Consider the following 24,442-nt stretch of genomic DNA (forward strand, 5'->3'; position numbering starts at 1 on the left):
GAGGCTCAGCCGACCACCACCTTGTCGCGTCCGCCGTTCTTGGCGACGTAGAGGGCCCGGTCCGCGGCGGCGACCAGCGTGGCGGCCGACCCGTCGCACGGCTGCGCCGCCACCACCCCGAAGCTCGCCGTGACGGTGCGGATCGGACCGCCGAGATCGAACGGCGTGCTCGCGACGGCGCGCCGCAGCCGCTCGGCGACGGCGCGGACCGCCTCGCCGCCGGTCCCCGGCAGCACCAGCAGGAACTCCTCGCCGCCGTAGCGGCCGATCAGGTCGTGCTCGCGCAGCGCCGAGCCGATCCGCCGGGTGAACTCCTCGAGGGCGGCGTCGCCAGCCGCATGGCCGCATTCGTCGTTGATCGCCTTGAAGTGGTCGATGTCGGCCATGACGATGCCGACCGTGTCGCCGCAGCAGCCGGCGGCGCACAGCGCCTCCTCGAGCCCGTGCATGATGGCGCCGCGGTTCAGCGCGCCGGTGAGCGGATCCCGGATCGCCTGCTCGGCGAGCCGCCCCCGCTCCTCCTGCAGGCGCCGGTTGTGGTCGACGATGTCCTGATAGAGGCGGCTCTTCTCGATGACGATCGAGACCTGCGCGGCGATCTGGCGGAAGATCGCCTGGTGGACCTCGCGATAGGTGTTCGTCTCGCGGCTGGTGAAGAACAGGACGCCGATCGGGCGCTCGCCGACGATCAGCGGGCAGGTGAAGCTGGAGCGGCCACCCTCGCGCACGATCCGCCGGGTCGAGTCGGAGTCCGGGTGGTCGGCCAGGTACTGCTCGAGATCGTTGAGGATGCGCGGCTCGCCGCGGAGCAGAACGGCGCCGAGGCTGCTGCCGCCGATCGGCTGCGAGTAGCCGGACGAAATCTGCACCGGGCCGAGCACCGAGCGCGCCCAGTGGGCGGTCAGGTGGGTGCCGTCGGCGGTGAGGAAGGCGCAGCCGATCCGGTCGTACGGGATGATGTCGACGAACCAGTCGAAGATGCGGTTGAGCACGTCGTCGAGACCGACCCCCTGGTCGACCATGTGGACGACGTCGAACAGCCGCTCGAACTCCTTCTCGCGGCGGCTGATCTGCGCGGCCAGCAGGTCGAGCTCGCGGGCCAGCGCCGCGAGCGGATCGCCGGCCTCCTGCGCGAGCCGCGGCACCGCGCAGCCGCGACGCAGCCGACGCACCCAGTCGGTGCACTGCGCGACGCGGGTTTCGACCGCAGCGGCGGTCGTCTCGGCGGGCATCGGGTCCCTCCGACTGTTCGGCCCGACTGCTCGGTATGAGCCGGGGCGACGCGAGGAGATCCGCGTCACATCCCAGGATCGGGGACGAGATTTAAGGAAGAACTACTCCTCGAAGGCTAAACGTCCAGAGTGTGCGCAACCGGGCGGTCGCCGTCAACGCCGGCCACAGCCGACGCGGCGGCGACGGCGGCAGCGCGGCGCCGCCGCCGGGCGGGCGCCGACCGGGTGTCGCGGCAGACCTAGGCGCGTGTCAGTTGACCTTCATGCCGATCGCCTTGGCGAAGGCGGCGTAGGTGCCGACCTCCTTCTGCACCTGCACGGCGAACTGGGCCGGCGTCACCGCCATCGGCTCGACGCCGATCTGGGTCAGCTTCTCCTTGAGGACCGGGCTCGCCAGCGCCTTGCCGAGCTCGCGGTCGAAGGCCGCGACGATCGCCGGATCGGTCTTGGCCGGGGCGAAGAAGCCGATCCATACCGTGTAGTCGGAGTTCGGGTAGCCGGCTTCGAGCGTGGTCGGCACGTCGGGCAGCGCGGCGGCGCGGGTCGGGCTCGACACGGCCAGCGCCTTCAGGCGGCCCGCCTTGATGTGCGGCAGCGCCGTCGAGATCGGGCAGAAGTAATAGGTGACGCGGCCGGCGATCACCTCGGTCAGCGCCTCGGCGCCGCCCTTGAACGGGATGTGCACGGCCTCGTAGCCGGCGCTGGCGCGGAAGCGCTCTGCCGAGAGGTGGACGGCCGAGCCGATGCCGACCGAGGCGAAGGTGAACTCGCCCGGCTTCGCCTTGGCGGCGGCGACGAAGTCCTGCACCGTGTTCAGGCCGGCCGACGGCGCGACGATCAGCACGTTCGGCACGCTGCCGATGACGCCGAGCGGCACGAAGTCGGTCAGCACGTCGTAGCTCAGCTTCGAATAGAGGGCCGGCGTGATCGTGTAGGCCGAGGAGGTGGCGAGCAGCGTGTAGCCGTCGGCCTCGGCCTTGGCGACCGCGGAGGTGCCGATGGTGCCGCCGGCGCCGCCGCGGTTCTCGACCACGAAGGGCTGCCCCGTCTGGGCGGTGAACTGATCCAGCACGACCCGCGGCACGACGTCGGTGGCGCTTCCCGCCCCGAACGGGATGACCACCCGAACCGGCTTGGCCGGCCACTCCTCGGCTCCGGCCGCCACGGTCGCGGCCAGCAGGCCGGCCCATGCGGCGACGACGATCGCGTGCAGTCTCATCCTGTTGTCTCCCGATTCCAGGACGAGGCACGGAGCAATATGCATGCCAGGGCCGGCCGGGCCGCGCCTCAGCCGGTGCGCGCGGCGAACGCCGCGCGGGCCGCCATGACGGCGTCGCGGTGCTGCTCGGCCCATGTCCAGACGCCGCAAAATGCGGCGCCGAGGCTGCGGCCGAGATCGGTGAGCTCGTACTCGACCCGCGGCGGGATCACGGGAAACACCGTGCGCCGCACCAGCCCGTCAGCCTCCATGCGGCGCAGCGTGTTGGTCAGCATCTTCTGGCTGATCCCGCCGATCAGCTCGCCGAGCCGGGTGAATCGCACCGGTCCGCCGGCAGGAGCCGCTCGACGCCACGACGGCCGCCAATCCGGGCATGGCCTCGATCCCCCTGGACATCGACGACCCGGCCGCGATCAGGGCCTTCGCGGCCGAGGTCACGGCGCGCCATCCCGACCTCGACGTGGTGATCAACAATGCCGGCATGATGAAGATCGAGGACATCCTGGCGGCGCCCGAGGACGTCGGCACGGCGGAAGCGACGGTCGTCACCAACCTGCTCGGCCAGATCCGCCTCACCGCGGCGCTGCTGCCGTTTCTCCTGAAGAAGCCGCGCGCCACCGTGATGACGGTGTCGTCCGGTCTCGCCTTCGTGCCGCGGGCGATGGCGCCGACCTACTGCGCCACCAAGGCGGCGATCCATTCCTACACGCAGTCGCTGCGCTTCCAGCTGCGGGCCACGGCGGTCGAGGTGATCGAGATCGTGCCGCCCTATGTGCAGACCGAGCTGATGGGGGCGCAGCAGGCCACCGATCCGGCCGCCATGCCGCTCGCCGACTACATCGCCGAGACGATGGCGCTCATCGAGGCGGGGGAGACCGAGGTGCTGGTCGAGCGGGTGAAGCCGCTGCGCTTCGCCGAGGCGCGCGGCGACTACGACACGCTCTTCAGGACGCGGAACGCGCCGCGGGTGCCCGAGCCGGCACGCTGAGACGGCCCGTCGGCCGCAGCCGTCGCCACCGCGCGGCGCGGTCGCGCGGCTCCCTCCCCGCTGCTCCGCCCCGCTACTCCGCCGCCACCGGCGCCCGCTCGCCCTCGCCCACGGTCTGGAGCTGCGGCTCCAGGCGCTTCTTCAGGCGGCGGTCGACGCGGTCGAGATAGATGTAGATCACCGGCGTGATGTAGAGGGTGAGAAGCTGCGAGAAGGCGAGGCCGCCGACCACGGCGATGCCGAGCGGCTGGCGCAACTCGGCCCCCGCGCCGGTGCCGAGCGCGATCGGCAGCGCTCCGAAGATCGCCGCGAAGGTGGTCATCATGATCGGGCGGAAGCGCAGGAGGCAGGCTTCGCGCATCGCCGCCTCGGCGCCGAGCCCGACCCGCCGGCGCTCGATCGCGAAGTCGATCATCATGATGGCGTTCTTCTTGACGATGCCGACCAGCATCACGATGCCGATCATGGCGATCACCGACAGCTCCATGTCGAAGGCCATCAGGATCAGGAGCGCGCCGACGCCGGCCGACGGCAGGCCCGAGATGATGGTCACCGGGTGGATGAAGCTCTCGTAGAGAATCCCGAGCACCACGTAGGCGGCGAAGATCGCGGCCAGCACCAGCACGCCCTGCCCGCGCAGCGAATCCTGGAACACCTGGGCGGAGCCCTGGAAGCCGGTGGCGATCGAAGCCGGCAGGTTCGACTCGCGCTCGATCTCGCGGATGGCGTCGACCGCCTGACCGAGCGAGAAGCCGGGCGCCAGGTTGAACGAGATGGTCACGGCCGGCTGCTGGCCCTGGTGGTTGACCTGCAGGGGCCCGACCGTCCGCACGATGCGGGTGACGGCGGAGAGCGGGATCGACGGGCCGTTCGCCGCCGTGTTGCCGGTGACGCCGCCGCCCGGCGTGATCGTGCTGCCGGCCGCGCCCGTGGTGTTGGTCTTCAGGAAGATGCGCTCGAGCCCGGACGGATCGGCCTGGAACTCGGGCAGGCTCTCCAGGATCACCTGGTAGTCGTTCGACGGCGTGTAGATGGTGGCGACCTGGCGGGTGCCGAAGGCGTTGAACAGCTCCTGGCGCACCTGCTCGACCGAGATGCCGTAGAAGGCGGCGCGCTCGCGGTCGATCTCGACGGTCATCTGCGGGTTGGAGATGTAGAGATCGGTGGTGACGTCGCGCAGCCCGGGCAGCGTGGCGATCTTCTCTCGCAGCTCCGGCGCGGCGCGGTACAGCGCCTCGGTGTCGCTCGACTGCAGCGTGTACTGGAACTCGCTCTTGGAGATGCGGCCCGTGATGTTGATGTTCTGGACGTTCTGGAAATAGGTCGCCATGCCGACGACCTTGCCGGTCTCGCGGCGCAGCCGCTGGATCACCGCGGTGGCGTTCTCGCCGCGCTCCTTCTTGGGCTTGAGGGCGATGAACATGCGGCCGTAGTTCGGCGTCGGGTTCGGCCCGCCGACGCCGACCGTCGAGTTGACGTAGGCGACGGCCGGATCGCTGCGGACGATCTCGGCGATGGCGCGCTGGCGCTCCGACATCGCCTTGAACGAGATGTCGGCCGGGCCCTCGACGGTCGCCGAGATGAAGCCGGTGTCCTCGATCGGGAAGAAGCCCTTGGGGATGACGATGTAGAGCCAGACGGTGCCGATCATGGTGGCGAGCGTCGCGACGAGCACCACCGGCTTGTTGCGCAGGACGAGATCGAGTGTCACCTCGTAGCCGCGCAGCATGCCGGCGAAGCCGCGCTCGAACAGGCGCAGCACCGGGTTCTGCTTCTCGTTCCCGTGATGACCGCGCAGCACGCGGGCGCACAGCATCGGCGTCAGGGTGAGCGAGACGAAGCCCGAGATCAGGATCGCCACCGCGATCGTCACGGCGAACTCGCGGAAGACGCGGCCGACCAAGCCGCCCATCAGGAGCACCGGGATGAACACGGCGATCAGCGAGAACGTGATCGACACGATGGTGAAGCCGATCTCGCGGGCGCCCTTGAGGGCCGCCTCGAACGGCCGCATGCCGCCCTCGATGTGGCGCACGATGTTCTCGAGCATGACGATCGCGTCGTCGACCACGAAGCCGACCGACAGGGTCAGGGCCAGCATGGTCATGTTGTTGATCGAGAAGCCGAGCGCGTACATCACCGCGAAGGTGCCGATCAGCGAGATCGGCACGGCCAGCGCCGGGATGAGGGTCGCCGGCAGGGTGCGCAGGAACAGGAAGATCACCAGGACGACCAGGCCGATGGCGATGGCCAGCGTCTCCTGCACGTCGTAGACGGCCTCGCGGATCGACACCGAGCGGTCGTTCAGGACCTCCATCCGGATCGCCGCCGGGATCTGGGCCCGGTAGCCCGGCAGCCGCTCGCGCACCGCGTCGACCACGGCGACCGTGTTGGCGGCGGGCTGCCGCTGGATCGCCAGCACGATCGCCCGCTCGTTGTTGAAGTAGCTGGCGATGCGGTCGTTCTCGACCGAGTCGACGACCCGCGCCACGTCCGCGAGCTTGACCGGCGTGCCGTTGCGGAACGCCACCACCACCTTGCGGTACTCGGCCGCCCGGGTCATCGCGGCCGTGGCGGTCAGCGTGATGTTCTGCTCGGTGCCCGAGATGGTGCCGACCGGGGTGTTCGAGTTGGTCTTCGAGACGACGTTGCGGATGTCTTCGAGCGAGATGTTGCGGGCCGCCGCGGCGACCGGATCGACCTGCACCCGCACGGCGAAACGCTGGGCACCGTAGACCAGCACCTGGGCGACGCCGGGAATCTGGGAGATCTGCTGGGCGAGCGTGATCTCGCCGTAGTCGTTGATGGTGGAGAGTGGCAGGGTCGGCGAGACGAGGCTGATGTAGAGGATCGGGAAGTCGCCGGGATTGACCTTGCGGAAGCTCGGCGGGGTCGTCATCTCGACCGGCAGCCGCCGCTGCGCCACAGAGAGCGCCGTCTGCACGTCGAGCGCCGCCCCGTCGATGTCGCGGCCGAGGTCGAACTGGATGGTGATCTGCGTGGTCCCGAGCGACGACATCGAGGTCATCGACGAGATGCCCGAGATGGTCGAAAGCTGGCGCTCGATCGGCGAGGCGACCGAGGCCGCCATCGTCTCGGGGCTGGCGCCCGGCAGCGTCGCGGTGATCGAGATGGTCGGATAGTCGACGGTCGGGAGCGCCGCGACGGCGAGCAGCCGGTAGGCGAAGATGCCGAACACGATCATCGACGCGGTGATCAGCGTCGTCAGCACCGGACGGCGGATGCAGGTTTCCGAGATGCTCACGGCGTCCGTCTCCTGGCGGGCCGCCGGTCGGCGGCGCGGGCGCGGCGGCGGCGCCGCGGGCTCGTCTCCGGGCTCACGCTCCGGCCTTGCGCTGGCGGTCCTGCGGCGTGCGGACCGTCACCCTGACGCCGTCGGTGAGCTGCAGATGGCCGGCCGTCACCACCTGCTCGCCGCCGGAGAGGCCGGTCTCGACCACGGTCTCCGGCCCGACGGAGCGCAGCACCGTCACCGGCTGCACCCGGGCGACGCCGTCCTTCACCACGTAGACGAAGCTGCCCTGCTGGCTCACCTGCACGGCCGTCGCCGGCACCGTGACGGCATCCTCGATGCGCAGCGTCAGCTTGGCCGTGACCAGGGTGCCGGGCCACAGGATCTCGTCCTGGTTCGGCATCACGGCCCGGATGGTCGCCATGCCGGTCGCCGAATCGACCGCGTTCTCCACCATGGCGACCTGGCCGTGGGCGCGGCGGCTCTCGCCCGGGACGACGGCCTCGACGGCCGAATCCTCGTTGGTCATGGCGGCACGGATCTGCGGCAGCGCCCGCTGCGGCACCGTGAACGAGACGTAGACGGGCGCCATCTGGTTGATGGTGGCGATCGGCGTCGCCTCGCCGGTGCGCACCAGGTTGCCGACCTTCACGTTGGCCTGGCTGATGCGGCCAGAGATCGGCGCCCGGATGCTGGTGTAGCCGAGCTGCACCTTGAGGTGGTCGATGGTCGCCTGGCTCGCCAGGATCGCGGCCCGGTAGACGTCGGCCTGGGTCTTGGCGTTGTCGAGATTGGTCTGCGGCGTGGCGGCGCGGGCGACCAGCTCGGTGTAGCGCCGCAGATCGCGCTCGGCGCCTTCGAGCTGGGCCTTGTCGCGGGCGAGCTGCGCCTCGGCCTGGCGGATCTGCGCCTCGAGCGCCCGGCCGTCGAGGGTGACCAGGAGGTCGCCCTTCTTCACCACGGCGCCGTCCTCGAAATGGATGCCGACGATCTCGCTGTCGATGCGGGTGCGCACCGCGACGCTGGCGAGCGGCGTCACCGAGCCGAGCGCCTCGATGGTCACCGGCGCCTTCTTGCGGGTCGCCGTGCCGGTCTCCACCGCGACGGCGCGCGGCACCGTCGCCGTGCGGGCCGGCCGGGCACCGTTCTTCTCGGCGCCGAGCCACTGCACCGCGAACGCACTGCCCGCGAGCGCCAGGACGGCCACGATCACCCAGAGCGCGCGACGTCGGATCATGGTCAGTCCGTGTTCAGTGGCGGCGCGCCGCGGCGGCCGAGCGCCGTCTCGCGTCGCGTTGCACCGAGACGACGGCCCGTCGATCCGAGGCTCGCGGCGTGAGGGAGGCCATGGGGGTCCTCGAACGAGTGGCCGTCGACGTTCGACATTCTCACCCGCTAGCAATTAGCATACCGCAAAAAAGGGCGCAGCAATCCGGTATGATGATTGCGAAATTGTAATAGGGACAAGGCGTCGCGAGCGGACGGCTCGGACGCGGACGACCTCGGACGCAGGAGAACGAGCGATGCGGATCGCCACCTGGAACGTGAACTCGGTGAAGCAGCGGCTCGATCATCTGCTGTCCTGGCTGCAGGAACGTCAGCCCGACATCGTCTGCCTGCAGGAAACCAAGTGCGTCGACGAGGCGTTCCCGCGCGAGCCGATCGAGGCCGCCGGGTACAATGTCGCCGTACACGGCCAGAAGACCTTCAACGGCGTGGCGCTCCTGTCGCGCCGGCCGTTCGACGAGGTGACGCCGGGCCTGCCGGGCGAGCCGGAGGACGATCACGCCCGCTTTCTCGAAGGCGTCGTCTCGACGGAGGGCGGCGGCGCGGTGCGGATCGCCTGCCTGTACCTGCCCAACGGCAATCCGGTCGGGACCGAGAAGTACCCCTACAAGCTGCGCTGGATGGACCGCCTCGCCGCCTATGCGGCCGACCGCCTCGCCCTGGAGGAGCCGTTCGTCATGGCCGGCGACTACAACGTGCTGCCGGCCGCCCGCGACGTGCCCAACCCGGACGCCTGGAGCAGCGACGCGCTGTTCCTGCCGCAGACGCGGGACAAGTTCGCGGGCCTGACGGCGCTCGGCTTCACCGACGCGATCCGGGCCGGCTCCGACGCGGCCGGACTCTACACGTTCTGGGACTACCAGGCCGGGTGCTGGCAGAAGAACATGGGCCTGCGAATCGACCACCTGCTGCTGTCGCCGCAGGCAGCCGACCGGCTCGCCGCGGCCGGCATCGACAAGCACGTGCGCGGCTGGGACAAGCCCTCCGACCACGTCCCGGTGTGGTGCGACCTCGCCCTGGAGGCGGCGTGAGCCGGCATCGCCGTCGGCGGGCCGGGCTGATCGAGCGTGCGTTTTCTGCTAAGTTTCGGCCGCCCGGCGACCGGAGGGCGAGATGGGCGATCTGCTGCTGCGCAACATCGACGACAAGGTGCTCGATCAGCTTCGGACGCGAGCGGATCTCCGCGGACGCTCCGTCGAGCAGGAAGCGCGCGATATCCTCGCGGCGGCCGCGCCGTTGACGCCAGACCACAAGATCGAATTGTCTCGCCGCTTACGCGCCCGCTCTCCGAAGCTGGACGATTTCGACGTCCATGCGGCCATCCGCTCCGGTCGCGACGACGAGTTTCTCCCTTGACCCTCGTCGTCGATGCGAGCGTCGTGGTTCCCTGGTTGTTCGACCTCGGAAACTCGGAGCGCTCGGAGGCTGCGCTTCGCTCCGACCGACTGATCGCCCCCGACCTGATCATGGCCGAGATCGACAATGCCGGTTGGAAACTCGTGCAGTTCAATGGTTTCGATCGCCACGTCGTCAGAGATGCCGTGGCTCACGTGGGGCAGTTCGTCGAGGAGATCGTATCCGGGGTCGACCTCCGCGACCGCGCGCTGGAGATCGCGCTCGATCTCGGCCACCCGGTCTACGACTGCTTCTACCTGGCGCTGGCGGAGTCGCGGCGCTGCCGGCTGGCGACCTTGGACGTGCGTCTGGCCCGCCGGTGTGCCGGCACGTCCTATTCGGACCTGTTGAACCCGGTCGGGTAAAGGGGCGGAATCCCGCGGCCCCGCCCCTTACTCCCGGCGGCCGCCGCGCAGCCAGCGCTCCAGGAAGGAGAGCGCGGTCGCCCGCTCCTCGTCGGTGGCGGTCTTGAAGGCGGCGGCGTGCATGTCGGTGATCCAGGCCTCCTGCGGGGTCGCGGCGTCGCGCGCCAGCGTCAGCCACATCAGGCCCTTGGCGCCCTGCCGCGGCACCGCCTCGCCCTTGAACAGCATGGCGCCGAGCATCGCCTGGGCCTGATACTGGCCCTTGTTGGCGGCGAGCTGCAGCCAGCGGGCAGCCTGGCGGGCGTCCTTCACGCCGCCGTGCCCCTCGAGATACATGCGGCCGAGATGGTACTGGGCGTCCGGGTCGCCGAAATAGGACGCCGCGTAGGTGAACATCTCGCGGGCCCGGTCCGGGTCCGCTTTCACGGTCGAGCTCGGGATGCCGTCCAGATAGTAGTTGCCGAGCGCCACGAAGGCGTTGGCGACGAAGCGGGCGCGCGGCGTGCCGGGGCTCTCGTCGGCATGGGCGTCGGCGACCTCGCGGAAATACTCGAAGGCGCGCACGTCGTCCTGCTGGACGCCGTCGCCCTCGGCATACATGCGGCCGAGCTTCCACTGGGCGATCGGGTGGCCGCTCGCCGCGGCGTATTCGAGCGAGGAGACGCCGGCCTTGGTGTCGCCGGCGCGCAGCGCCTGGGCGCCCGAGCGGAACGCCTCGACGGGCGTCAGATTGCGCAGGGTCGGCGGCCCCTGCAGCCGGTCCGGCGACATCACCGCGGCGGCGCCGCGCGGGAAGAGATCGACGCTCACGGCCGGCGCGACGCGCACCGGGCCGCGGGCGCCGTCGAACGCCACCGCGCTGCCCAGCCCGACGGCGAGGCCCAGTGCGACCAGGATCCCAACGCGACTAGACGTCCGCATAGCACTTCTTCTCGGCCACGGCGCCCGGATGGGTGACGGCGCCGGTGCGCGCCGATCCCACCTGCTGGGCGTATTTCCAAAGGTAACCCGACGTCGCCGTCGTCCGCTTCGGCTTGAACGCGGCGCGCCGGGCGTCGAGTTCCGCCTTCGAGAGCTTCACGTTCAGGGTGCCGGCCTCGGCGTCGATCTCGATGATGTCGCCGTCGCGCAGCAGGCCGATCGGTCCGCCGACCGCCGCCTCCGGACCGACATGGCCGACGCAGAAGCCGCGGGTGGCGCCCGAGAAGCGGCCGTCGGTGATCAGCGCCACCTTGCCGCCGGTGCCCTGGCCGTAGAGGGCCGCCGTGGTCGCCAGCATCTCGCGCATGCCGGGGCCGCCCTGCGGCCCTTCCTGGCGGATCACCAGAACGTCGCCGTCCTTGTAGCGGCGCTTCTTCACCGCCTCGAAGCAGGCCTCCTCGCCGTCGAAGCAGCGGGCCGGGCCCGTGAAGGTCAGGCTCTCCAGCCCGGCGATCTTCACGATCGCGCCTTCGGGGGCGAGGTTGCCCTTGAGGCCGACCACGCCGCCGGTCGCCAGCAGCGGCCGGTTGGCCGGACGGACCACGTCCTGGGCCTTGTTCCAGGCCACGTTGGCGAGGTTCTGGGCCATGGTGCGGCCCGTCACGGTCATGCAGTCGCCGTGCAGGAAGCCGTGGTCCAGGAGGGTCTTGAGGATGAGCGGGATGCCGCCGACCTCGAACAGGTCCTTGGCGACGTAACGGCCGCCCGGCTTGAGGTCTGCAATATACGGCGTACGCTTGAACACGTCGGACACATCGAACAGATCGAAGGCGATGCCGCACTCGTGGGCGATCGCCGGAAGATGCAGAGCAGCATTGGTCGAACCGCCCGTCGCCGCAACCGCCGCGGCGGCGTTTTCGAGCGCTTCGCGGGTCACGATGTCGCGAGGCCTGATGTTGCGGCGGATCAGCTCGACGATCTGCTCGCCGGCCGTCATGCAGAAGCGGTCGCGGATCTCGTAGGGCGCCGGCGCGCCGGCCGAGTACGGCAGCGCGAGGCCGATCGCCTCCGAGACGGTCGCCATGGTGTTGGCCGTGAACTGCGCCCCGCAGGCGCCGGCCGACGGGCAGGCGACCTGCTCGAGCTCGTCGAGGTCGCCGTCGGAGAGGTCGCCGACCGAATGCCGGCCGACCGCCTCGAACACGTCCTGCACGGTGACGGGCTGGCCCTTGAAGGTGCCGGGCAGGATCGAGCCGCCATAGATGAAGATCGACGGCACGTTCAGCCGGCACATGGCCATCATCATGCCGGGGAGCGACTTGTCGCAGCCGGCGAGCCCGACCAGGGCGTCGTAGGCGTGGCCCCGGATCGTCAGCTCGACCGAATCGGCGATCACCTCGCGGGACGGCAGCGAGGACTTCATGCCCTCGTGGCCCATGGCGATGCCGTCGGTGACCGTGATGGTGCAGAACTCGCGCGGCGTGCCGCCGTTCGCCGCGACGCCCTTCTTCACCGCCTGGGCCTGGCGCATCAGCGCGATGTTGCAGGGCGCCGCCTCGTTCCAGCAGCTCGCCACCCCGACGAAGGGCTGGTGGATCTGCTGCTTGGTGAGGCCCATGGCGTAGTAGTAGGACCGATGCGGCGCGCGCTCGGGACCTTCGGTCACGTGCCGGCTGGGCAGCCTGCTCTTGAGGTCCGTCCTGGCGTCCATCGCGCGTCGTGTCCCCTGTCGAGACCATCGCCGATCGGCACGTTCGGGCGCCGAGAAACGCGATCTGGACCCATTCGAAATCATGGAGGCGTGTGGCGGAAAATAGGCGTTTGGGCCTGCCACAGGCCCGGTCACGGAAATGTTGATCCCCTGTTGCGGCAACGACACACGCTGTGGTCGGGAACGCACGGACGGCTTGCGGCGCGCGATCGTCCGTCGTTCCTTCAGACCTGCCGGAAGACCCCGTCGCCCCGGCGCACAGTGCACCAGACCGGTCGCCGGACCGTCAAAGGCCGCGTGACGAAACCACCGATTCCGGCGAGCTTTTCTTCACCATGCCGCGTCCCGCCCCGCCTCGTCGTCGTCCCGCCCCGGCCGCGCTCGACCGCGGCTTCTTCGACCGCAGCGTCCATGCCGTGGCGCCCGAGCTGATCGGGGCGACGCTGCTGGTCGACGGCGTCGGCGGCGTCATCGTCGAGGTCGAGGCCTATCACCACACCGATCCGGCGGCGCACAGCTACATCGGCCGCACTCCGCGCAACGCCGTGATGTTCGGGCCGCCCGGATTCGCCTATGTCTACCGCTCCTACGGCATCCACTGGTGCGTCAACGCGGTGTGCGAGCCGGAGGGCTCGGCGAGCGCCGTGCTGATCCGCGCCCTCGCCCCGACCGCCGGGCTGGACGCGATGCGGGCGCGCCGCGGCGTCGCCGACGAGCGGCTGCTGTGCTCCGGCCCGGGGCGGCTCTGCCAGGCGCTCGGCATCACCCGGGCGCTCGACGGCGCCCCGCTCGACGCGCCGCCCTTCACGCTAATCGCCCGTCCCGGCACGCCCGAGATCGTCGCCGGCCCGCGAATCGGCATCACCAAGGCGGCCGAGAAGCCGTGGCGCTACGGGCTGAAGGGCTCGCCCTTCCTCAGCCGGCCGTTCCGGCCGGCGTGACGGCGGCGGCCGGGCCGGTCACGCCACGGCCGGTCACCCCGCCACGTCGCCGATCCGGAAGGCGGGATCGAAGCCGAGCTCGGCGCGCGCCTTGTCGATGGCGACCTCGCCGTCCTCCTCGGCGATGTTGTAGATGCCGGGCGCGCCGCGGGTGATCGCCAGCCGCGCCGCCTCGGCCGCGGCGTCGACATGCAGGGGTGCGGGCCCGGCGGCGGCCTCGGCCCAGGTGCCGGGCCCGTAGAGCCGGCCGTAGCGGAGCACGACGCCGTCGAAGCCCGGCATCTCGGTGACGAGCTCCTCGAGCGCGTGGACGCCGCGCGCCGTCACGGCCTGGGGGCCGGTCTCGGTCGAGGCCAGAGGCGCCCCCTCGGCGCAGGGCCGCGGCCCGTCCGCATAGGCGAAGGCGATGCTCTGGGCGACGAGGCGCCGCACACCCGCGGCCTGCAGCGCCGCGACGAGATTGCAGGTCCCCTCCACCCGGATGCGGGCGTTGCGCGCGAGCGCCTCGTTCAGGCCCTCGGCATCGAGGAGATCCGGCAGGTCGGTGAGCTGGTGGACGACCACGTCGGGACGCGCCGCCGCGACCGCCGCGGCGAGGGCCGGGCCGTCGAACACGTCGACCACGGCCGTCCGGACGCCGGCGCGTTCGAGCGCCGCCGCCTTGTCCGGCAGGCGGGTCGTTCCGGTGACCTCGTGACCGTCGCGGATCAGCAGCGGCACCAGCCGCCGGCCGATCACGCCGGTCGCTCCGGCGAGGAAGATGCGCATGGCGCCTCCGATGCCCGCCGGCGATCCGCGGCGGGCGATCGTCGAAGTGCCGGAGGCGCGGCCGGGTTCCCTCCCGCCGGTCGGCGGCCCGTCACAGGGCGTCGACGTCGACCTCGCCGGTGCGGATGCGCAGCGCGCGCTCGACCGGGGTGACGAAGATCTTGCCGTCGCCGATGTGGTCGGTGCGGGCGGCGCCGCGGATCGTCTCGATCACCCGCTCGACCCGGTCGTCGTCGACCACCACGTCGAGCCGGATCTTCGGCAGGAACGACACCGTGTACTCGGCGCCGCGATAGACCTCCTTGTGGCCGCGCTGGCGGCCGTAGCCCTTGACCTCGGTGACGGTCATGCCCTGGGCGCCGGCCGCCGAGAGGGCGTCGCGGACATCGTCGAGCTTGAAGGGTTTGATGACGGCGGTGACGAGCTTCATGGGTACGGCACTCCAGAAAATCGGGGTCGGACGCCGAGCAGACGGAACGATGTCCCTGCGCCCGCAACGGGCGCGGCGGTCCGAAGGCGTGTCGATGGAACACGATACCGGCAAGCCGGGCTGTGAAATAAGCGGAAAATCCCGGAGTCGGCTGGTTTGCTGCCATGCACCGGCGGGCGATCGCGCGGCCCTGATACCGCGGCCCTGATAGCGGTCTCGGTCATTCCGGGGCGCGCCGAAGGCGCGAACCCGGAATCCAGCCACACAGACCGGATTCGCCGCTGGATTCCGGGTTCGCGGACCTGCGGTCCGCGCCCCGGAATGACGGCGAATGCTCTGGCGACCCCGAAAGGCAGACGCCTCAGCCGGCGTCTTTCAGCCGCTCCAGGGCTTCCAGGATCTTGGCGCGGCGGGCGACCGCCTCGTCGCGCTTCTCGCGCTCGCCCTCGACCACCTCCTCGGGGGCGCGGGCCAGGAAGTCGGCATTGGCGAGCTTGTTGTCGACCCGGGCGATATCGGCCTCGGCCTTGGCCTTCTCCTTGGTCAGCCGGGCCCGCTCGGCGGCGATGTCGATCACCCCGGCGAGCGGGATCGCCGCCACCTCGCCGCGCACGACGAGCTGGACGGCCCCCTTCGGCGCCGCCTCGGCGTGGCTGATGCCCTTCAGGCGGGCGAGCCGCTCGATCACGTCGGACCAGCGCTGCGCCCGGGCGAAGCTCGCCGCCGTGCCGGTCAGCACCAGCGGCAGCTGGGTCGCCGGCGGCACGTTCATCTCGGCCCGCACCGAGCGAATCGCCCCGACGAGGTCGATCACCCAACCGATCTCGGCCTCCGCCTCGGGGTTCTCCAGTCCGGCGGCGGCCGGCCACGGGGCGAGCGCCAGCAGCCCGTCGCGGGGCGCCCCGCCCTCGGCCGTGACGGCCCACAGCTCCTCGGTGACGAACGGCATGAACGGGTGCAGCAGCTTCAGGATCTCGTCGCGGACATGGGCCACCATGGCGCGCGTCTCGTCCTTGGCCGGCCCGTCGGCACCGAGCAGCACCGGCTTGGCGAGCTCCAGGTACCAGTCGCAGTAGACGTTCCAGACGAAGCGGTAGACGGCGCCCGCCGCCTCGTTGAACTTGTAGGCCTCGATCGCCTCGGTGGTGTCGGCGACGGCGCGGGCGAGCTCGTGGCCGATCCACTTGTTCAGCGTCTCGCGGGCGCCGCGCGGATCGAAGCCTGGCACCGTGGCGCAGCCGTTCAGCTCGGCGAACCGGCAGGCGTTCCACAGCTTGGTCGCGAAGTTGCGGTAGCCCTCGACCCGGGACTTCGCCAGCTTGATGTCGCGGCCCTGCGCCGCCATGGCGGCGAGCGTGAAGCGCAGCGCGTCGGCCCCGTACTGGTCGATCAGCTCCAGCGGGTCGATGACGTTGCCCTTGGACTTCGACATCTTCTGGCCGCGCTCGTCGCGGACCAGCGCGTGGATGTAGACGGTCTTGAACGGGACCTCGTCCTGGAAGTGAAGTCCCATCATCATCATCCTGGCGACCCAGAAGAAAATGATGTCGAAGCCGGTGACGAGCACGCTCGTCGGGTAGTAGCGGGCGAGCTCCGGCGTCTGGTCCGGCCAGCCGAGCGTCGAGAACGGCCACAGCGCCGAGGAGAACCAGGTGTCGAGCACGTCCTCGTCGCGGATCAGGAACGGCGTCCGGCTCTCCGGGTCGAGCGCCATGTCGTGCCCTTCCATGGGCGTGATGGCCTCGGTCTCGGCGTAGTAGGCCAGCGCCCGGGAGACGGCCTCCTCCTCGGTCTCGGCGACGAACACCTTGCCGTCCGGCCCGTACCAGGCCGGGATCTGGTGGCCCCACCACAGCTGGCGGGAGATGCACCAGGGCTGGATGTTCTCCATCCACTCGAAATAGGTCTTCTCCCAGGTCTTCGGCACGAACACCGTGTCGCCGTCGCGCACCGCCTCGATGGCGCGCACCGCCAGCGCCTTGGCGTTGACGTACCACTGGTCGGTCAGGAACGGCTCGATGACGACGCCGGAGCGGTCGCCGTGCGGCACCATGTGGGTGTGCGGCTCGATCTTCTCGAGCAGCCCCTCGGCCTCCAGCCGCTCGACGATCTTCTTGCGCGCCTCGAAGCGGTCGAGGCCGTGCAGCGCGACGGTCTCCTGCAGCGCCGCCGTGACCGGCACGCCCTCCAGGAAGGCGGCGTTCTCGGCGAGGTCGAGCCGGCCCTCGGTGTCGAGCACGTTGACCAGCGGCAGGTGGTGCCGGCGGCCCACCTCGAAGTCGTTGAAGTCGTGCGCCGGGGTGATCTTGACGGCGCCCGTGCCCTTCTCCGGGTCCGAGTAGGTGTCGGCGACGATCGGGATGCGGCGGCCGACCAGCGGCAGGATCACGTGCCGGCCGACCAGGTGGGTGTAGCGCTCGTCGTCGGGATGCACGGCGACGGCGGTGTCGCCCAGCATGGTCTCCGGCCGGGTGGTCGCGACCGTGATGGTCTCGTCGGTGCCCTCGACCGGGTAGCGGATGTGCCAGAGATGGCCCTTGATCTCGACCTGCTGCACCTCGAGATCCGAGATGGCGGTCAGCAGCTTGGGGTCCCAGTTGACCAGCCGCTTGTCCTTGTAGATCAGCCCGTCGTCGTAGAGCTTCACGAACACCTTGAGGACGGCGCGCGACAGGCCCTCGTCCATGGTGAAGCGCTCGCGCGACCAGTCGCACGAGGCGCCGAGGCGCCGGAGCTGGTTGACGATGGTGCCGCCCGACTCGGCCTTCCAGGCCCAGACCCGCTCCAGGAACGCCTCGCGGCCCATGTCGCGGCGCGACGGCTCCTGGCGCTGCATCAGCTGGCGCTCGACCACCATCTGGGTGGCGATGCCGGCATGGTCGGTCCCGGGCTGCCAGAGCACGTCCTTGCCGCGCATGCGCTCGAACCGCACCAGCACGTCCTGCAGGGTGTTGTTCAGCGCGTGCCCCATGTGGAGCGAGCCGGTGACGTTGGGCGGCGGAATGACGAGGCAGTACGGGGCGGCGCCCTGGCGCTCCGGCCGTCCGGCCCGGAACGCCTGCGCCGCCTCCCAGGCGGCCGAGATGCGGTCCTCGATGGCGGCAGGCTGGTAGGTTTTCTCGATCATGGGTCCGGATTCTCGACGCGGCGGAGCACGAACCCGAACACCGGCAAGGGCTTCGGGAAGGATCGCGGTCCGCTCGGAAAGACAGCGGGCGCCACCAAACCCCCCGCACCCGCCGCTGTCAACGCCGCGGACGCCGGCGACGGTCAGCCGGCGGGCCGGGCCGGCAGGGCGACGAACTTGCCCTCGTAGATGCGTCGGGCCGGCGCCATGTGGGCGACGGCGAGCTCCTCCAGCCGGTCGAGCCGGCCCTCGCCGAGCAGGCGGACCATCTCGACATGCTCGGCGCAGGCGCGGGCGAGCGCCTCGGCATCGGCCACCCCGTAGGCCCGGATCGGGAAGCTGAGCCAGTCGTGCAGGCGGATCGCGTTGGAAATGAAGGGGTTGTCGCAGAGCGCGAAGAGCCCCTGGTGGAACATCATGTTGGTGCGGTGGACCGCGACGACGTCGCCGGTGGCGGCTGCGGCGGCGTGGCGGGCGCGCCAGCGCTCGACCTCGGCGAGCCGTTCCGGCGTCACCGTCCCCATCCGGCGGACCGCCGCCCGGTGCAGCACCTCGCGCATGTCGTACAGGCGGGCGATCTCGTCGGCCTCGAAGCGGCGCAGCTCGGCGCCGCGATGGCGCGGCTTCACCACCACGCCGAGCCGCTCCAGCTCGTCGAGCGCGGCCCGCACGACGTGCCGCTTGACCCCGTAGTCCTCCATCAGATGGTCTTCGATGAGCCGCCCGCGCGGCAGGATGCGGCCCCGGATGATGTCGGCCTCCAGGGCCGCGATGACCGCGGCGACCGGCGGCGACACCGGCCTGTCGGCGCCCGGCAGGGCGAAATAGGCGGACTCGGCCGCCGGCGCGCCCTCCTCCGGGCCGCGCGGCATTATCGATAATCTCATCGGCATCGAGGTGCTTTCCCGGCGCGCGCGCCACCATAGACTGCCGCCATCGGTCCTGCAGCAAGAGGGCTTTGCATGACCCGGTCATTCCGGGGCGGCGCGTAGCGCCGAACCCGGAATCCACCCCAGGATGTGGAGTTCGCCGCTGGATTCCGGGTTCGCGCCTTCGGCGCGCCCCGGACTGACGAATTCTGCAAGGCCCTCGGCAATGGTGAGACGATGAACGCTAAGCCCGAGATCGCGGCGCGCCCGGACGAGCTCGTCAGCATCGACCCGGCGACCGGCGAGCCGGTCGGGGTGGTCCCGCCGACCCGCGCCGCCGAGGTCGACGCGCTGGTGGCGCGGGCCGAGGCGGCGTTCCGCCGCTCCGGCTGGGCGCGGCTGCGGCCGGACCGGAAGGCCGCCGTGCTGCACGAGGTGGCGCGCCGCCTGCTCGCCGAGAAGGAGCCGCTGGCGCGGCTGCAGATGCGCGACAACGGCAAGCCGCTGGCCGAGTGCCGGGCCATGGTGGACGCCGCCGCCGGGGCCTTCCGCTACTACGCCGGCGTGATCGAGACCCACGAGACCGAGGTGACGCCGCCGCGCGGCGACTACGTCTCGATGACGGTGCTGGAGCCGTTCGGCATCGTGCTGGCGATCACGCCGTGGAACTCGCCGATCATGAACGAGGCCCAGAAGGTGGCGCCGGCGCTCGCCGCCGGCAACGCCGTGATCCTCAAGCCGTCCGAGGACACCCCGCTGCTCGCCCCCGAGCTCGCCCGCATCTGCCGCGAGGCCGGCCTGCCCGAGGACCAGCTCCAGATCGCGCAGGGCACCGGCGAGGCGATCGGCGCCGCGCTCGTCGCACATCCGGGCGTGCGGATGATCTCGTTCACGGGCGGCACCGACACGGGCCGGGCGATCGCCCGGGTCGCCGGCGCCCGCCTGGTGCCGGCGGCGCTCGAGCTCGGCGGCAAGTCGCCCCACATCGTGTTCGCCGACGCCGATCTCGACCACGCGATCGCCGCCGTCGCCTCCGGCATCTTCGGCTCGTCGGGCCAGAGCTGCGTCGCCGGCTCGCGCCTGTTCGTCGAGGCGGGCGTCTACCGCGCGGTGGTCGACGGCGTCGCGGCGCGCGCCGCCGCGGCCCGCGTGGCCGCGCCCGACGATCCGGCCGTCGAGGTCGGCCCCCTCGCCTCCTTCCGGCATCGCGACAAGGTCGCCCGCCACGTCGCCGAGGGTCTGCGCGAGGGCGGCCGCGTGCTCGCCGGCGGCACGGTGCCGCGCGGCGGCGTCTTCGACGTCGGCGCCTACTACGCGCCGACCGTGATCGAGTGCCTCCCGGCGACCGCGCGGCTCTGCCAGGAGGAGATCTTCGGCCCGGTGCTGGTGGCGCTGCCGTTCCGCGACGAGGCGGAGCTGATCGCCATGGCCAACGGCACGCCCTACGGGCTCGCCTGCGGGATCTGGACCGAGAGCTTCAAGCGGGCGTGGCGGATCGGCCGGGCGCTCGAGGCCGGCTCGGTCTGGATCAACACCTACAAGCAATCGAGCATCTCGTCGCCGTTCGGCGGCTTCAAGGACTCCGGCCTCGGCCGCGAGAAGGGAACCGACGGGCTGCGGCTCTACGGACAGGTGAAGACCATGTATTTCGGCCTCCACGACGCGCCGTTCGGGATCGCCCGATGAGCGCGCGCTCCGCTGCCCTGCCGATCGACGGCCGGCGCTTCCTGATCGTCGGCGGCGCCAGCCTGGTCGGCTCCACCACGGCGGACCTGCTGCTGGCGCGCGGCGCCGGCCGGGTCGTGCTGTTCGACAACTTCTCCTTCGGTTCGCGCGACGCCGTCCGGCATCTCGTCGACGATCAGCGGGTGACGATCGTCTCCGGCGACGTGATGCGGCTGCCGGACCTGCTCGCCGCCACCGAGGGCGTCGACGGCGTGCTGCATCTCGCCGCCATGATGACGATCTCGATGGACCGCGATCCCTGGGCCGGCCTCGACGTCAACGTCCGCGGCGCCCAGAACGTGATCGAGGCGTGCGTGGTGCGCGGCGTCGGGAAGCTCGTCTTCGCCTCGTCGAACGCCGTCTACGGCTACGGTCCCGGCGTCGCCGGCGACCTCGTCGAGGACACGCCGTTCCACGCCGCCGGCGCGCCGCCCGCGGCCATTCTCTACGGCGCCTCGAAGATCGTCGGCGAGCAGCTCTGCCGGCAGGCCCACCAGAAGCGCGGGCTCGACTACGTGGTGCTGCGCTACTCGACCGTCTACGGCGAGCGCCAGCACTACCGCGCCGCCAACGCGCTCTACATCGTCGAGACGCACGACCGCATCAAGGCGGGCCTGCGGCCGCGGGTGATCGGCGACGGCGCCGAGACCAAGCACTTCGTCTATGTCGGCGACCTCGCGCGGGCCAATGCGATGGCGTTCGAGGCCGACGCCAGCGACGTCGCCGTCAACGTGTCGGGGCCCGAGCCGGTCACCACGCTGCAGCTCGTCGAGCTGGTGTGCGAGCTGACCGGCACGTCGCTTCGCCCCGAGCACGTCGCGCCGGAGGCCGGCAAGGTGCGGCTCACCTCCGGCGGCGCCTTCCGGATCGACCATGCCGCGGCGGAGCGCGCCATCGGCTGGCGTCCGGAGGTCGGCATGCGCGAGGGGCTGCGGCGTCTCCTCGCCTGGCGCGACCAGGCGGGCGCGCCGGCGGCGGCCGCCGAGTAGCGGACGCTGCATCCGCGCCGGACGCAGGCCCGGCGCCCACGAGAACACGACGCGACATGCGACACGCGACACCGGCCCGGGAGGACCGCCCATGACGACTCACGCCTTCACCCGACGAACCCTGCTGGCGGCGGCCGGCCTGAGCCTCGCGGCCCCCGCGGTGCTGCGGGCGCAGACCTATCCGAGCCGGCCGATCGAGCTCTATGTCGGCTTCGCGCCGGGCGGCGGAACCGACATCACGGCCCGCACCTTCGCCAAGTTCCTGGAGACCGAGCTCGGCGGCTCGGTGCTGGTCGTCAACAAGCCCGGCGCCTCGGGCGAGATCGCGCTGGCCCAGGTGGCGCGCGCCGAGCCCGACGGCCACACGCTCGGCATCACCAACATGCCGGGCTTCGTCACCATCCCGATCGAGCGCAAGGCGCAGTACAGGCTCGACGACTTCCACCTCGTCGCCAACCTGGTGGCGGACTCCTCGGCGTTCAGCGTCGCGCCGGACAGCCCGATCCGCACGGTCGAGGATCTGGTCAAGGCGGCCAAGGCGCGGCCCGGCCAGATCACCTTCGGGTCGACCGGCGTCGGCACCGACGACCACCTCGCTCTGGTGCTGTTCGAGGACGCCACCGGCACGAAGCTCAACCACATCGCCTTCCGGGGGGCCGGCCCGCTCGCCACCGCGCTGGTCGGCAAGCACGTCGACGTCGCCGGCCTGAACGTCGGCGAGGCGGTGCCGCAGGGCGCCAATCTGCGCATCGTCGCCCAGGCCGGCGCGACGCGCTCGCGCTTCGCCCCGGGCGTGCCGACCTTCCGCGAGCTGGAGATCGGCATCGAGATGGGCTCGGAGCGCGGCCTCGTGGCGCCGCGCGGCCTCGACCCGAGGATCGCCGAGCGGCTCGCCAGGGCGGTCGCCAAGGTGTTCGAGACGCCCGACTTCCTGGCCCGGATCGAGCAGCAGTACACCGAGGCGGCGTACCGGCCCGGTCCGGCGTGGCGGGACGGCATCGCCGCCGCCGACGCCCGGTTCAGGACGCTGTGGCAGAGCCATCCGTGGTCGAGCAGCTGAACCGCGGCGACGGGCCTGGAGGGCGCGCCGGGATGGTGTAAGCTGCGGGCTCGCCAGGACCCGACCCCCGCACGTGCCCATCCCCCCGCCCACGCCCTCGCCCGCCGCTTCCCCGTCCGCCGCGCCGCCGGCCGCCCCGCCTCCCTCCGTCACGCGTCCGATCGTCGTGCTGTCGTTCGCCGCCTTCGCCAGCCAGGCGCAGGTGCGGGCCGCCGACTCGGTGCTGCCGCAGATCGCCGCCGACTTCGCCGTGACGGTCGGCGCCGCCTCCGTGGTGGTGTCGTCCTATCTGCTCGTCCACGGCTCCATGCAGCTCGTCGTCGGGCCGCTCGGCGACCGGGTCGGCAAGTACCGCATGATCACGGCGGCGGCGGCGCTGGCCTCGCTGCTGGTGCTCGCCTGCGCGCTCGCCACCACGCTCGCCGGGCTCACGCTGGTCCGCCTCGCCTGCGGGCTCACCGCCGCCTGCATCATCCCGCTCGGCATGGCCTATATCGGCGACACGGTGCCGTACGAGCGCCGCCAGCAGGTGCTCGGCCGCTATCTCTCGGGCCAGGTGATGGGCCAGCTGTTCGGTCAGGCCGCCGGCGGCATCGTCGGCGACGCGCTCGGCTGGCGCGCCGTGTTCCTGGTGCTGGGCGGCATCTTCATGCTGGCGGCGCTGGCGCTCGCCACCGAGCTGCGCCGCAATCCGCTCACCCGCGGCCAGGGCGGCGGCGGGCCGGCGATCGGCATGATCGAGGGCTATCGCATCGTGCTGCGCAACCGCTGGGCCCGCACCCTGATGCTGATCGTGTTCGTCGAGGGGGCGCTGATGTTCGGGGCGCTCGCCTATGTCGGGGCCGACCTGCACGGCCGCTTCGGCCTGAGCTTCACCATGGTCGGCGTGGTGATCGGCACCTTCGGGCTCGGCGGGCTGATCTACGCGGCGTCCGTGAAGGTGCTGGTCGGGCGACTCGGCCAGACCGGGCTGGCGATCGCCGGCGGCGCCACGCTCGGGGTCGCCTACGCGACGCTGGCGCTGGCGCCGAGCTGGTGGTTCGCGCCGATCGGCGTCACCCTCACCGGGCTCGGCTTCTACATGCTGCACAACACCCTGCAGACCAACGCGACGCAGATGTCGCCGGAGGCGCGCGGCACCGGCGTGGCGCTGTTCTCGGCGTCGCTGTTCCTGGGGCAGCCGCTCGGCGTCGCGCTGTTCGCGCCGGTCATCGACGGCTGGGGGGCGCCGCCGGTGTTCCTGGCGGCGGCGGTGCTGCTGCCGCTGGTCGGGCTGTGGTTCGCCGCGAAGCTGCGCCAGCGCGCGAGCGCCGTCTGATCGGGGCGGCGCGGCGGGTCAGCGCTGGCCGCGCGAGACTCGCTCGATCTCGGCGCGGACCAGCCGCTCGACCATCTGCGGGAGATTGTCGTCGAGCCAGGCCTTGAGCATCGGCCGCAGCATCTCGCGGACCAGATCCTCGAGGGTGCGGGCGTTCTGCACCAGCACGGTCTGGGCGAGCGCGTTGAAGGCGGAATCGACCGCGGCCGAGGTGGCCGAGGACATCAGCGGCCGGTCGTCGCGCTCGCGCGCCGGCCGCTCCGGCAGATCGTCCCAGCCGGACCGCTCGCTGAACACCACGTCGGGATGCCCGTCGACCTTGCGCAGGCCGGGCGCCGCGGTGCGCATGTCCTCGGTGAGATCGAGGATCTCCTCGGCGGGCGGCTTGGCGGCGGCCGGCTTCGGAGCCGGAGCCGGCGCGGGCGGCGGAGGCGGTGGTGGCGGCGGGGCGACTGCGACCGGCGCGGGCTCCGGTTCCGGCTCGGGCTCCGGCGGAGCCGGCTCCTCCTCGGGCGTGGAATCGAAGGTCGCGAACAGCGCGTCGATGTCGTCCTGGCTGTTGGTCGCGTCGGGCGCCTTCACGGGTGCGGCCGGCGCCGGTGCGGGCGGCGGCGGTGCGACGGCCGCGACCGGAGCCGGCTTCGCCTCCGCCTTGGCGGCGGGCTTGCCGGTGTCGTCGTCGGCGATGATCCGGCGAATCGACGCCAGGATCTCTTCCATCGACGGCTCTTGCGCCTTTGCCGGTTGGTTCATGCGATCCGTTCCCGTTCCCGGTCGCTCCCGGTCGAGCCGACGATCAGAGGGGACGAATCATCGTCCCGGAGCTTGGTTCGCAGTATGAAGC

The 24,442-nt window shown here is 71.3% G+C and carries 20 protein-coding genes and 1 pseudogene; 9 read left to right on the top strand and 12 right to left on the bottom strand.

Annotated features, from left to right (window positions below):
- Window positions 1-5: 5 nt before the first annotated feature.
- The 3 genes and pseudogenes from J2S22_RS11190 to J2S22_RS11200 form a co-directional block, all read right to left on the bottom strand.
- Entirely contained in the window at window positions 6-1,232 is a 1,227-nt protein-coding gene (locus tag J2S22_RS11190) for a sensor domain-containing diguanylate cyclase (RefSeq protein WP_272777818.1), read from the bottom strand.
- A 250-nt stretch (window positions 1,233-1,482) separates the two neighbouring features.
- Window positions 1,483-2,451, bottom strand: coding sequence for a Bug family tripartite tricarboxylate transporter substrate binding protein (locus tag J2S22_RS11195; protein WP_272777817.1), 969 nt, complete (start codon window positions 2,449-2,451; stop codon window positions 1,483-1,485).
- 68 nt (window positions 2,452-2,519) lie between these two features.
- Window positions 2,520-2,780, bottom strand: a pseudogene (locus J2S22_RS11200) (winged helix-turn-helix transcriptional regulator); the annotation flags it as partial.
- Between J2S22_RS11200 and J2S22_RS11205 the strand changes: the two are divergent.
- The gene (locus J2S22_RS11205; protein WP_272777823.1) at window positions 2,768-3,439 is read left to right on the top strand and encodes an SDR family oxidoreductase; all 672 of its coding nucleotides are present in this window, start codon (window positions 2,768-2,770) and stop codon (window positions 3,437-3,439) included. The pseudogene J2S22_RS11200 and the gene J2S22_RS11205 sit on opposite strands and share 13 nt — an antisense overlap.
- A gap of 73 nt (window positions 3,440-3,512) precedes the next feature.
- Here the strand turns inward: J2S22_RS11205 and J2S22_RS11210 are convergent, their stop codons facing one another.
- Both J2S22_RS11210 and J2S22_RS11215 read right to left on the bottom strand, forming a co-directional pair.
- Window positions 3,513-6,704, bottom strand: a complete 3,192-nt coding sequence (locus J2S22_RS11210; RefSeq protein WP_272777816.1) for an efflux RND transporter permease subunit — start codon at window positions 6,702-6,704, stop codon at window positions 3,513-3,515.
- A gap of 73 nt (window positions 6,705-6,777) precedes the next feature.
- On the bottom strand, window positions 6,778-7,929 hold the full coding sequence (locus tag J2S22_RS11215) for an efflux RND transporter periplasmic adaptor subunit (protein WP_272777815.1): 1,152 nt from the start codon (window positions 7,927-7,929) through the stop codon (window positions 6,778-6,780).
- Window positions 7,930-8,215: 286 nt separating this feature from the next.
- Here J2S22_RS11215 and xth point away from each other — a divergent pair, with 286 nt between their 5' ends.
- The 3 genes from xth (at window position 8,216) to J2S22_RS11230 (ending at window position 9,739) form a co-directional block, all read left to right on the top strand.
- Entirely contained in the window at window positions 8,216-9,010 is a 795-nt protein-coding gene (gene xth / locus J2S22_RS11220) for an exodeoxyribonuclease III (protein WP_272777814.1), read from the top strand.
- Window positions 9,011-9,092: 82 nt separating this feature from the next.
- Entirely contained in the window at window positions 9,093-9,335 is a 243-nt protein-coding gene (locus J2S22_RS11225; protein ID WP_272777813.1) for a FitA-like ribbon-helix-helix domain-containing protein, read from the top strand.
- Window positions 9,332-9,739, top strand: coding sequence for a type II toxin-antitoxin system VapC family toxin (locus tag J2S22_RS11230; RefSeq protein WP_272777812.1), 408 nt, complete (start codon window positions 9,332-9,334; stop codon window positions 9,737-9,739). The genes J2S22_RS11225 and J2S22_RS11230 overlap by 4 nt, the downstream gene beginning before the upstream one ends.
- Window positions 9,740-9,766: 27 nt before the next feature.
- On the opposite strand, the gene J2S22_RS11235 is transcribed toward J2S22_RS11230, so the two are convergent.
- Entirely contained in the window at window positions 9,767-10,660 is an 894-nt protein-coding gene (locus J2S22_RS11235) for a tetratricopeptide repeat protein (RefSeq protein ID WP_272777811.1), read from the bottom strand.
- Window positions 10,647-12,371: a dihydroxy-acid dehydratase gene (ilvD, locus tag J2S22_RS11240; RefSeq protein WP_272777810.1), complete on the bottom strand. Its 1,725-nt coding sequence runs from the start codon at window positions 12,369-12,371 to the stop codon at window positions 10,647-10,649. Before ilvD ends, J2S22_RS11235 begins: the two co-directional genes overlap by 14 nt.
- 335 nt (window positions 12,372-12,706) lie before the next feature.
- On the opposite strand from ilvD, the gene J2S22_RS11245 reads away from it, so the two are divergent.
- Window positions 12,707-13,312 (top strand): DNA-3-methyladenine glycosylase, encoded by a 606-nt coding sequence (locus J2S22_RS11245; protein ID WP_272777809.1) that lies wholly within the window; start codon window positions 12,707-12,709, stop codon window positions 13,310-13,312.
- Between the two features lie 33 nt (window positions 13,313-13,345).
- Here J2S22_RS11245 and J2S22_RS11250 read toward each other — a convergent pair whose 3' ends face one another.
- The 4 genes from J2S22_RS11250 to J2S22_RS11265 form a co-directional block, all read right to left on the bottom strand.
- A complete protein-coding gene (locus J2S22_RS11250; RefSeq protein ID WP_272777808.1) occupies window positions 13,346-14,080 on the bottom strand; it encodes an NAD-dependent epimerase/dehydratase family protein in 735 nt (244 codons plus the stop codon).
- A 91-nt stretch (window positions 14,081-14,171) separates the two neighbouring features.
- Window positions 14,172-14,510 (bottom strand): P-II family nitrogen regulator, encoded by a 339-nt coding sequence (locus J2S22_RS11255; protein WP_272777807.1) that lies wholly within the window; start codon window positions 14,508-14,510, stop codon window positions 14,172-14,174.
- 361 nt (window positions 14,511-14,871) lie between these two features.
- A complete protein-coding gene (locus J2S22_RS11260) occupies window positions 14,872-17,637 on the bottom strand; it encodes a valine--tRNA ligase (protein ID WP_272777806.1) in 2,766 nt (921 codons plus the stop codon).
- 143 nt (window positions 17,638-17,780) lie between these two features.
- Window positions 17,781-18,524 (bottom strand): GntR family transcriptional regulator, encoded by a 744-nt coding sequence (locus J2S22_RS11265; RefSeq protein WP_272777805.1) that lies wholly within the window; start codon window positions 18,522-18,524, stop codon window positions 17,781-17,783.
- 219 nt (window positions 18,525-18,743) lie between these two features.
- On the opposite strand from J2S22_RS11265, the gene J2S22_RS11270 reads away from it, so the two are divergent.
- The 4 genes from J2S22_RS11270 to J2S22_RS11285 all read left to right on the top strand — a co-directional run bounded on the left by J2S22_RS11270 (window position 18,744) and on the right by J2S22_RS11285 (window position 23,598).
- Window positions 18,744-20,192 carry an aldehyde dehydrogenase gene (locus tag J2S22_RS11270; protein WP_272777804.1) on the top strand — a complete coding sequence of 483 codons (1,449 nt, stop codon included), beginning with the start codon at window positions 18,744-18,746 and terminating at the stop codon, window positions 20,190-20,192.
- Window positions 20,189-21,220 carry an NAD-dependent epimerase/dehydratase family protein gene (locus tag J2S22_RS11275; protein ID WP_272777803.1) on the top strand — a complete coding sequence of 344 codons (1,032 nt, stop codon included), beginning with the start codon at window positions 20,189-20,191 and terminating at the stop codon, window positions 21,218-21,220. The genes J2S22_RS11270 and J2S22_RS11275 overlap by 4 nt, the downstream gene beginning before the upstream one ends.
- 91 nt (window positions 21,221-21,311) lie before the next feature.
- Complete coding sequence (locus J2S22_RS11280) at window positions 21,312-22,280, top strand: tripartite tricarboxylate transporter substrate binding protein (RefSeq protein ID WP_272777802.1); 969 nt, start codon at window positions 21,312-21,314, stop codon at window positions 22,278-22,280.
- Window positions 22,281-22,446: 166 nt separating this feature from the next.
- Entirely contained in the window at window positions 22,447-23,598 is a 1,152-nt protein-coding gene (locus tag J2S22_RS11285; RefSeq protein WP_272777801.1) for an MFS transporter, read from the top strand.
- Window positions 23,599-23,616: 18 nt separating this feature from the next.
- Here the strand turns inward: J2S22_RS11285 and J2S22_RS11290 are convergent, their stop codons facing one another.
- On the bottom strand, window positions 23,617-24,351 hold the full coding sequence (locus tag J2S22_RS11290) for a PopZ family protein (protein WP_272777800.1): 735 nt from the start codon (window positions 24,349-24,351) through the stop codon (window positions 23,617-23,619).
- Window positions 24,352-24,442: the final 91 nt, after the last annotated feature.

Origin of the sequence: Rhodoplanes tepidamans, from assembly GCF_030813915.1 — a bacterium.
Taxonomy (GTDB): Bacteria; Pseudomonadota; Alphaproteobacteria; order Rhizobiales; family Xanthobacteraceae; genus Rhodoplanes; species Rhodoplanes tepidamans.

Coding starts and splice junctions, on each gene's coding strand:
- J2S22_RS11190 (WP_272777818.1), bottom strand. CDS start 1,232: ATGCCCGCCGAGACGACCGCCGCTGCGGTCGAAACCCGCGTCGCGCAG.
- J2S22_RS11195 (WP_272777817.1), bottom strand. CDS start 2,451: ATGAGACTGCACGCGATCGTCGTCGCCGCATGGGCCGGCCTGCTGGCC.
- J2S22_RS11215 (WP_272777815.1), bottom strand. CDS start 7,929: ATGATCCGACGTCGCGCGCTCTGGGTGATCGTGGCCGTCCTGGCGCTC.
- xth (WP_272777814.1), top strand. CDS start 8,216: ATGCGGATCGCCACCTGGAACGTGAACTCGGTGAAGCAGCGGCTCGAT.
- J2S22_RS11225 (WP_272777813.1), top strand. CDS start 9,093: ATGGGCGATCTGCTGCTGCGCAACATCGACGACAAGGTGCTCGATCAG.
- J2S22_RS11235 (WP_272777811.1), bottom strand. CDS start 10,660: ATGCGGACGTCTAGTCGCGTTGGGATCCTGGTCGCACTGGGCCTCGCC.
- ilvD (WP_272777810.1), bottom strand. CDS start 12,371: ATGGACGCCAGGACGGACCTCAAGAGCAGGCTGCCCAGCCGGCACGTG.
- J2S22_RS11245 (WP_272777809.1), top strand. CDS start 12,707: ATGCCGCGTCCCGCCCCGCCTCGTCGTCGTCCCGCCCCGGCCGCGCTC.
- J2S22_RS11250 (WP_272777808.1), bottom strand. CDS start 14,080: ATGCGCATCTTCCTCGCCGGAGCGACCGGCGTGATCGGCCGGCGGCTG.
- J2S22_RS11255 (WP_272777807.1), bottom strand. CDS start 14,510: ATGAAGCTCGTCACCGCCGTCATCAAACCCTTCAAGCTCGACGATGTC.
- J2S22_RS11260 (WP_272777806.1), bottom strand. CDS start 17,637: ATGATCGAGAAAACCTACCAGCCTGCCGCCATCGAGGACCGCATCTCG.
- J2S22_RS11265 (WP_272777805.1), bottom strand. CDS start 18,524: ATGAGATTATCGATAATGCCGCGCGGCCCGGAGGAGGGCGCGCCGGCG.
- J2S22_RS11270 (WP_272777804.1), top strand. CDS start 18,744: ATGAACGCTAAGCCCGAGATCGCGGCGCGCCCGGACGAGCTCGTCAGC.
- J2S22_RS11275 (WP_272777803.1), top strand. CDS start 20,189: ATGAGCGCGCGCTCCGCTGCCCTGCCGATCGACGGCCGGCGCTTCCTG.
- J2S22_RS11280 (WP_272777802.1), top strand. CDS start 21,312: ATGACGACTCACGCCTTCACCCGACGAACCCTGCTGGCGGCGGCCGGC.
- J2S22_RS11290 (WP_272777800.1), bottom strand. CDS start 24,351: ATGAACCAACCGGCAAAGGCGCAAGAGCCGTCGATGGAAGAGATCCTG.